The following is a 7,425-nucleotide window of genomic DNA, read 5'->3' on the forward strand; positions in this document are numbered from 1 at the left end:
CGACACCCGCCCGGGAGCACTCCCAGGCGGGCGTTGCTGTCTGCTCAGGGTTGGAAGACGTCCTCGCCGCGAGGCGTGAGCACGCTCCAGGTGTTGGAGCGCAGGTTGAAGGCGCGGAACGTGAGGCCCGCCTCCCAGTCCCCCATCAGCAGGAACAGGTGGGGCCGGGCAAGAGGCAGGCCCTTCACGGACCGGTTCGCAGGGGACGCGCCCACGGTGCCCCGGACGGCGTAATAGACATACGAGCCCGTCACGTCGGTGCCCGTCGGCGCGGGGAAGACCGCGCCCTCCGCGGGGCCACCGGACGCGCCGTACGCCACGTCCGGGATGACGGGCGTGAAGGTGTTGCCCCGGCCGATGCCGTCACCCGCCACGTCGAAGAACCCCAGGCTGGCGCCCGTCGCGGGCGACGTGGGGCAGGCGTTGATGAACCGCACGCGCGCGTCCTGCGCGTCGGACGGCAGGGAGTCCGGCACCACGAATGCCTTCGGAGCCAGCGCACCCGTCCCGCCCGCGCGGCCGGACACGACGACGAGGTAGCGGCGGCCCGCCTCCAGCGGCCCCGTCTGGGCGCCCTCCAGCACGGACGTCACGCCATCCGACTGGAGGACGAAGGACAGCGGATGTCCCGCGGCGCTGGCGGGCAGGTCGCCTGGCTTCGGATCCGCGCCGAACTGGAAGTCCGCCGCCACGGGCACGCCCTGGCTGAGGGCCTTCAGCGGAGCGCCCGAATCCAGCGCGTGGAAGAAGTACAGCAGCGGGTCGCGCTTCAGGCGCACGGCGCCGTCCTTCCCACCGGGGATGAGCAGCAGCGACGGGGCAGCCGGGTCGTTCATGGCGCGCCGGTCATCACCGAAGGACACGGCGTAGTACGCGGTGGCCGACGTCAGGCCGCCCAAGGGCAGCGTGTAGGCCAGCTCGCCGCTCTGGGAGGGCGCCGGGTTGTCATTGCTACCCCGAACGAGCAGCCGCGTCGTGGACGCCACCGGGATGACGTGCCCCAGGACCTCCGTGTCCGCGGTGAAGGGCGCCACGTTGGGCAGGTCCAGACCGGAGTCGGTCCGGATGAAGCGCGGCCTGCTGGCGGCGACCACACGGTCCGCCGTCACGTGGCGCAACCGGGCCTCGCCCGCGCCCGGGGCGCCCAGCGTTTCATCTCGCAGCGCCAGCAGCTTCGGCGTGTCAAACCGCACCGTGCCGACGCGCGACATGAGGCCCAGCGCCAGGACGGTGACGTGTTCGCCCTCCGCCAGCGACACGCCCTGCAACGTGGCCAGGGCCGCCTCCGTGGCGGGCTTGCCCGTGTTGCGCACGCGGAAGGTCAGGTCCGTTCCGGGAGCCACCGGGATGAAGTCCGTGACCGCCGAGTCGCCCGGCTCCACGCCGGAGAACAGCGGCGAGGCGTCCCCGAGCGAGAGGTCCATGCGATACGTCGCGGCTACCCACGGGGTGTTCGGCTCCGAGGAGTTGCCTTCGAAGAGCACGTTGACGAAGCGCACGTAGGCCGTGCCCGCGTCCACGCCGGCATCCGTCTGCGTGCCCGCGTCTGGCTCCGTGCCCGCATCCACGCCAGCATCCGTCTGGGTTCCCGCGTCCACGCCGGCATCCGTGCCCGCATCCTGCTGCGTGCCCGCATCCGTCGCCGTGCCCGCGTCGGGCGGGGGCTCGGACGTGACGGCCACGCACTTCTCCTCCTGGCACGTCCAGACCTGGCCCGCGGGCGCAGCGCCCTTGTCGCGGCAGTCAAACGCGTCCACGCACTCGGCGGAACCACATCCGGCCAGCGCCGAGGCCAGGCCCACCACCAACATCCACTGTCTCCAGCTGTGTCTCATCGCGAGGCTCCCCTTCCGGGACCAGGTGTTTGGGATTGCTTGGGCTTCAGGGCGAGGCGCGCTTCTCGCACTCACCGCGCAGCGGGTAGATCCACCCCGCCGGGTGCTGCGTGAGCTGATCCTTGAGGAAGAAGTAGGCCATCACGCCGACGTTGAACTCCGCGTGCTGGAGCCACTCCCCGAGCGCCTCCGGATCCGACCCGTCACGAATCCCCTGCGTCAGCGGGTTGTCCAGGGTGCAGACCTCCGTCCACATCCGCGTTCCGCCAAACGAGGTGACATTCGCGCTCGGAGGGGTGGCCGTGCCGAAGCGGCCCAGCCGGATGAGGTCGCACGCGCCGCGCGCCGCGCCGAGCATGTTCGCGCCCCAAGCCGCCCAGTCCCGGGCGTCGCCGGAGAAGTCGATGTCCACCTCGCCGTACTTCACCCACGCCTGCATGAAGTCCTCGGAGAACTTCACCGTCGTGCCGCCGGAGGCCATCCACAGCAGGTAGCGGGCGCCACCGTGCGCGCCGTACTCCGCTTCGAACGGTGCCAGGTTGGACGTCGTGCCTGTCGTTCCAAAGAGGCCCGCCGCCAGGTTGGCCACGCGAGCGCCGTTGAGCGCCACCAGCGTCTTGGCCGCGCCGCTCTGCCCATCGCCCGAGCGCCCATGGCAGTTGGCGCAGATGCCCTGGAAGGCCGTGGCACCGGGCGTGGAGTAGTAGAGCTGGCCGTAGGGACGGCGGGGGCGGCCCAGCTCATCCAGCATCCACGGCTCCACCGGATCCGGCGCCGGCTTCGTGGGGAACGCGCAGCCCGCCTTGGCCACCCACCAGTTGGTGGCGAAGGGCTGCTTCGCCAGCTGATCATGCGCGGAAGTGATGGGGTAGCGCGTCAGCCTTTCGAAGGGAGGCTTGCCAATGAAGTCCTTCCACGCCGGGTTGCGAGGCTCATAGGGGACCTTGTCGGTGAAGTCCTCGGTGATCCACCGCACGTCACTGGGCGGCGTGCACGAGACGCCCACCGCCAGGTCCGCCTGCCGGATGCGCTCGGCCGCCCTCGCCTCTTGCTCCGCGGGCGGCAGCGCTTCCTCGCCCTTCCAGCGCAGCGACCCGATGTAGCGCGCCATCAGCAGCGCGGCGCGGCAGTCCTGCCCGGGCACGTTCGCGGGCATGTGGATGAGGCGCGCGTCCGTGTCGCGCGCCACGCGCTGGTAGAGCGTGCTGCTGGGCGTGCGCAGCAACAGGTCCTTCGTGTAGTCGGGGACGGTGACCGGGTCGCACACGGCATAGGTGCGCTGGCCGTTGCTCTCCTTCACGCCACAGGGGTTCCAGCCCGGCAGGATGCCGTTCGCGGAGAAGTCCAGCGAGGCGATGGCGGGGTTGCTCTGCGTGGCGAACCCGTTGGGGTTGTGGCACTGCCCGCAGTTGGCGACGAAGTAGCCCTGGAGCTCCAGCGTCTGCCGGTTGGGCGCCGGCTGGCCCTGGGGGACCGCCTGCCGGGCCTGGACCTCCAGCCGGGGCAGCAGGGTCTCCAATTCCTGACGCGAGCCGGACACCGGCAGCCCGGTGATGACGCCCGCGCGCACCAGCCGCTCCACCTGGCTCCGCTCGTCATCCAGGACCTGCGTGTTCACATCCACGCCCGCTTCACCCGGGGCGCGGCGGTTGAGCTGCAACGGCGTGAAGCCGAGCACGAAGTCCTGCGCCTCCGCGCCGGAATGACAGTTGATGCACCGGTGCGCGCCGGGGATGGCGTAGTTGCGCGTCTTCCCCGTGCTCTCGTTCTCCGTGTAGACGAGGACGCGGTCGGAGAAGGGCTCCCCGTTGCGGTAGCGCAGGTCATGCAGCTGGGCGACGGTGCCCTCCGTGTTCCAGAGGTAGGTGCCGAAGAGCGACTGGTTCCACGGCGTGCGCACGACGATGAGCCGTGTTTCGATCTTCTGGTAGCGCACGTAGCCGTCCTTGCCCGCGACGGACTTGAAGAACGTCTTGTAGAAGCGCGTGTTGGGCGGGACCTGGAACTTCCCCGTCTGGGCGTCGTACCGGATGGACTGGCCCGCCGGCACGTGCACCTGACGCAGCTTCTTCGCGTGGTCGGAGAAGAGCGGATACGTGGGCGCGAAGGCGAACGTGCCATGCGTGGCCAGCTTCTCCGCGTCGAACGTCATGATGTCCGTGTCCGCGTCGGACAGCAGGGGCGGCAGCTTCGTCATCGCCGCGAAGGCCGCGTCCTTGTCCGGGTCACTCCCGAGCGCCTCCGGCTTCGTGACATCCGGAATGCAGTTGCCCAGGTCCGTCATCGCGTCCGCGACCACGGGCGCCACGGTGACTCCGCCCACGGCCTTGTCCTCGCAGCTCACCGGGAACGCGCCCGTGGGCGAGCCCTGCGCGAGCCAGGAGTTGAGGACGCACGCCAGCTCCACTGCCTTCTTCGTCTGCTCGGGCGAGGCCAGCGGGGGCATCTCCCCCTGGGACGACTTCAACGCCATCCGGGCGCCGTCCTTCTTCAATCCCTCCACGTCCGCGCCGTACTGGAAGCCCCCGACGATGTTGGGCGGCGCATGGCACTGCGCGCACTGCGCATCCACCCGGGCCTTCATCCCGTCGAAGGTCTCCGTGAACGTCGCCACGGGAGCGCCCGCGCGCATCGGGATGCGCTCCGCCGAACGCGCGGTCTTGCAGCTTGAGGGCGTCACGACGACGACCCCGCTGTCGGAAGGCCCCGCGTCGGGTGGCTGCTCCTCCGGACTGGAGGAACAGCCGGACACGATGACAGCGGCCAGCAGCAAGACCCCCCGGGTCAGGCCTGGGATAAACCCCTTGCGCTTCATTCCCATGTGGACGGGACCTCTCTCGGTGACTGAGAGGCACCCTACCGCGCAAGCTTCGTCTGCCTTTGACAAGTCCTTGCAACAAACCCTGTCATTCGGTCACGGCGTCGTGACCAGGCGGAGCTTGCCCAGCTTGTTGCCGGTGCGCTCCGTGAACCAGACATTGCCGTCCAGGCAGAAGAAACCCGCCGGGCCGAAAGTGATGCTCGCGGGGCGGCTGCGCACGGTGGGCACGTCGAACTCGGTGATGACGCCCGACGCGGTGATGCGGCCCACGCGGTTGCCGCCCTGCTCCACGAACCAGATATGGCCGTCCGCGCCGGGCGACACGGCGACCGGGGCGCTGGAAGGGTTGGGCAGCGCGTACTCCGTCACCACGCCGTCCACGGTGATGCGGCCCACCTTGTTGCCCAGCTGCTCGGTGAACCACATGGCCCCGTCCACGCCCGGCGCGATGGCGCTGGGGAAGCTGGAGGGCGTGGGGAGCGGGAACTCGGTGATGACGCCCGCGGCGGTGATGCGGCCCACCTTGTTGCCCGCCTGTTCGGTGAACCAGACGTTGCCGTCCACGCCCAGGGAGATGGCGCGGGGCTGGGATTCAGGGGTGGGGACTTCGAACTCCGTGATGACTCCAGCCGGGGTGATGCGGCCAATCCGGTTGCCCACCTGCTCGGTGAACCAGACGTTGCCGTCCAGGCCCGCGGTGATGCCAGACGGCGCCGAGCCCGCCTGGGGCAGCGGGAACTCCGTCACCACTCCGGCCGGGGTGATGCGGCCAATGCGGCCCGCGCCCAGCTCCGTGAACCAGACGTTGCCATCCAGGCCCGCGGTGATGCCCTGGGGCGAGGCGAAGGGCGTGGGCAGGTCGAACCCGCTCACCACGCCCTGCCGCGTGGCGCGGCCGATGCGGTTGGTACCCGGCTGCGTGAACCAGACGTGGCCATCCGGGCCCACGGTGATGCCCACGGGGGACGCGCCCGGCTCCAGGGCAATCTCCTCCACCGTGCCGGCGGCGCCAGCCGGCTGACGGCAGAGCCAGGGCAGCGGCCGGGAGGTGGACGTGACAGAGAGGCCCGGGTCCTGGGCGAGGGCGGGAACGGCGAAGAGGAACGCGGAGGCGAGCGACAGCTTCACGGCGGAACGCATGGGGAGGGCTCCAGGAGGAAGGACTGCGGAGAGGGACGCGCCGGAAGGCGGCCGCGGCGCGCAAGACAGCCAGGCCGGGAGGGACGCACCCTCCCGACCCGGCCGGTGCCTGGACTTCAGGCGGAGGGAATCAGTTGCAGACGCCAGCGCCGCGGCCGTCGTTGTTCACGCCGCCGCACTTCAGCGCGCCGGACGTGTTGCAGGAGATGAAGCCCTGGGTGACCAGGATGTTCTCGAACTGGGCCTTGCCGGAGCCGTAGACCCAGTCATAGATGATGGCCTCTTCGTCCGAGCGCACGTTGGTGGTGCTCTCGTTGAGGAACAGCGCGCGGGCCAGCGGGTAGGCATTGGCCTTGTCCGTGAGGAACTTGCGGACGTTGTCCACCGACGGGGCGATGCTGTTGACGCTCAGCGCCTTGTTGCCCGTGCGCTTCGCGGAGTCGCCCGAGTAGCCGATGGCGTTGGAGTCGGTCGCGGTCAGGTAGCCGATGCACGCCGTGGCGCTCGCGTTGGCGCCAGCGCTGACGCCCGCGGTGCTGGTGCAGGCCGCCGGCAGGGAGCCGTCGGCGACGACGATGACGCCCGGGCAGAAGGAACCGCCACCCACCAGCGACTTGAAGGTGTCCGTGGTGCCGGACAGGTCGTCACGGCGGTACTTCGTGAGGGTGCTGGTGCAGGAGCCCGGGATGGCCACGTTCGAGGCGTTCGTGGCGAAGAACGTCTTCTGCAGGTCCGCCATGGTGATGTTGGTCAGCGTGTTGGCGCTGTTCACGAACGCGTTCACCGCGTCCAGGGCGATGATGTTGCTCTTCTCACCCGTGAGGCACGGGGTCTTCATGTCGCGCGACATGGGCGCGAGCGCCTGCTGGCCGGGGCCGCAGAAGCCGGCCGAGCCGCCGCGCAGACAGCCCTCGCCGACGCCGGAGCCCTTGCCCTGGACGTTCAGGCCCGCCCCCGCCGCGCCGTCCGCGGCGATCAGCGCCGCCTTCAGCGTGTCCGAACCGTAGAACTCCAGGTTGGGGCCCAGCCCCTGCGCCACCGACTTCGTGTCCCCCATGCTGGCGCCGGACTGGCCACCGCAACCCACTGCCGACATCGCGATCACCGCGGCGGACATCACCCACGTCATCGTCTTCATGGACAGCTCCTGGTGGTGCTGGAAACAGGTTGAACAGCAAGTCCGGGCTCCCCCCGGACACACCCCGGCCCTGCCGCGTCACGCGGTCACGAAGACGTGGCAATGGCAGGCAAGCCGCCGAACCCGGCGCATCCCGGATTCGACGGGACGCAAGATGCAGCAATGGCAGACAGCGAGGTGACTCAAACGCGTCAAGATTCCGCGTTGGTCAGGTCACACCGCGCGAATGGATTCTTCCACGGAAGGACCGTGACCCATCCGTCAGCGATGTGATGACTTTCATGCAGTCCATTGTCCCCCCGGGCGTCTGGGTGCTTTTTTCATCCCGGCCCTGGCCTGGAGCAGGAGTTTTTTCAGACAGGACGACAGCGCCCTCCTCCATCCGGCAGGGGTCCGTCTGGATTTCAGAGGGGACACCCTGGCCAGGACACGTTGGCCGCGCCCTTGCAGTAGGGCTTGTACGCGGTTGAAGGGCGGGGGAGTCGGGGTTG

The 7,425-nt window shown here is 69.7% G+C and carries 4 protein-coding genes; all 4 read right to left on the reverse strand.

The window, feature by feature from the left end; translation table 11 throughout:
* Positions 1-44: 44 nt before the first annotated feature.
* Complete coding sequence (locus D7X99_RS10095; protein WP_147476103.1) at positions 45-1,835, reverse strand: DUF4397 domain-containing protein; 1,791 nt, start codon at positions 1,833-1,835, stop codon at positions 45-47.
* A 46-nt stretch (positions 1,836-1,881) separates the two neighbouring features.
* On the reverse strand, positions 1,882-4,608 hold the full coding sequence (locus D7X99_RS10100; protein ID WP_233613255.1) for a hypothetical protein: 2,727 nt from the start codon (positions 4,606-4,608) through the stop codon (positions 1,882-1,884).
* A gap of 141 nt (positions 4,609-4,749) precedes the next feature.
* On the reverse strand, positions 4,750-5,796 hold the full coding sequence (locus D7X99_RS10105) for a Virginiamycin B lyase (RefSeq protein WP_199756330.1): 1,047 nt from the start codon (positions 5,794-5,796) through the stop codon (positions 4,750-4,752).
* A 130-nt stretch (positions 5,797-5,926) separates the two neighbouring features.
* Entirely contained in the window at positions 5,927-6,934 is a 1,008-nt protein-coding gene (locus D7X99_RS10110; RefSeq protein WP_121777574.1) for a substrate-binding domain-containing protein, read from the reverse strand.
* Positions 6,935-7,425 lie beyond the last annotated feature (491 nt).

It is taken from the genome of Corallococcus sp. AB032C (assembly GCF_003668935.1).
Lineage (GTDB): Bacteria > Myxococcota > Myxococcia > Myxococcales > Myxococcaceae > Corallococcus > Corallococcus exiguus.